The 1,436-nt window shown below is 63.7% G+C and carries 2 protein-coding genes; both read left to right on the forward strand.

Annotated features, from left to right (window positions below; all coding sequences use genetic code 11):
• Window positions 1-252 (forward strand): UxaA family hydrolase (locus tag H8S34_RS14970; RefSeq protein ID WP_207725007.1); only part of this gene is annotated, 252 nt, incomplete at its 5' end.
• Window positions 253-273: 21 nt separating this feature from the next.
• The gene (locus tag H8S34_RS14975) at window positions 274-1,434 is read left to right on the forward strand and encodes a UxaA family hydrolase (RefSeq protein WP_101691439.1); all 1,161 of its coding nucleotides are present in this window, start codon (window positions 274-276) and stop codon (window positions 1,432-1,434) included.
• Window positions 1,435-1,436: the final 2 nt, after the last annotated feature.

The following is a 1,436-nucleotide window of genomic DNA, read 5'->3' on the forward strand; positions in this document are numbered from 1 at the left end:
GCCGTGGCCATTGAGGCCATTCAGAGCGGCGACACGGTCACCTACCTCAGCGGCAACGAGGAGAAGACCCTCACCGCCCGGCAGGACATCACCATCTATCACAAGCTGGCTGTCTGCGACATTTCCAAGGGTTCCCCCATCTGCAAGTACGGCGAGCACATCGGCATTGCCTCCTGCGACATCAAGGCCGGCGAGCATGTCCACGTCCACAATGTGGAGAGCCACCGCGAGGACCTGGAAGCCGAGGCATAAGGGAAAAGGAGGAAGTAAGGCATGAATTTCTATGGTTATAAGCGTCCCGACGGCCGCGTGGGTATCCGGAACAAGGTTCTGATCCTGCCCGCCAGCGTCTGCGCATCGGACACCACCCGCATCATCTCCCAGCAGGTGGTGGGCTCCGTCACCTTCAACAACCAGAATGGCTGCTCTCAGGTCGCCTCTGACCAGCAGCTGACCATGGACGTGATGGCCGGCTTTGCCGCCAACCCCAACGTCTACGGCACCGTGGTGGTCTCCCTGGGCTGTGAGAACTGCCAGATGGACCTGGTGGTCAAGGCCATCCAGGAGCGGACCAACAAGCCCCTCAAGCAGGTCATCATCCAGGAGGCCGGCGGCACCCTGAAGGCCATTGACCAGGCGGTGCGCTATGCCAAGGAGATGGTGGCTGAGGCCTCCATGCTCCAGAAGGAGGAGTTCCCCATCTCCGAGCTCATCGTGGGCACCGAGTGCGGCGGCTCCGATCCCACCAGCGGCCTGGCTGCCAACGTGCTCATCGGCCAGCTCTCCGACCTGATGGTCCGGGAGGGCGGCACCTCCATCCTCAGCGAGACCACCGAGTTCATCGGCGCCGAGCACATCCTGGCCCGCCGCGCCGCCACTCCCGAGGTCCGGGACCGCATCTTTGAGATCGTCCACCGCTACGAGGAGGCCCTGCGCCTGGTGGGCGAGGAGGTCCGTGAGGGCAATCCCTCCCCCGGCAACAAGACCGGCGGTATCACCACCCTGGAGGAGAAGTCCCTGGGCTGCATCCACAAGGGCGGCCACTCCCCCGTCAACGCCGTGTACGACTACGCCAAGCAGGTTGCGCCCAAGAGCGGCCTCGTGATCATGGACACCCCGGGCAACGACCCCTCCTCCGTGGCTGCCATGGTGGCCGGCGGCGCCCAGGTGGTGGTCTTCTCCACCGGCCGCGGCACCCCCACCGGCAACCCCATCGCCCCCGTCATCAAGATCACCGGCAACCGCATCACCTTCGCCAACATGGAGGATAACATCGATGTGGATGCCTCCCCCATCATCTACGGCGGAGATCTCACTCAGATGGGCGACGAGCTCCTGCAGCTGGTGGCCGATGTGGCCAGCGGCAAGCAGACCAAGGCCGAGTCTCTCGGCTATATGGAAATGGCCATTGCCCGCGTTTGCAACTACGTGTAATT

Origin of the sequence: Pseudoflavonifractor hominis (genome assembly GCF_014288125.1) — a bacterium.
Lineage (GTDB): Bacteria > Bacillota > Clostridia > Oscillospirales > Oscillospiraceae > Pseudoflavonifractor_A > Pseudoflavonifractor_A gallinarum.

What these genes read in the sequence shown, in the direction of transcription:
- H8S34_RS14975 (WP_101691439.1), top strand. Translation starts at nt 274, where the DNA reads ATGAATTTCTATGGTTATAAGCGTCCCGACGGCCGCGTGGGTATCCGG.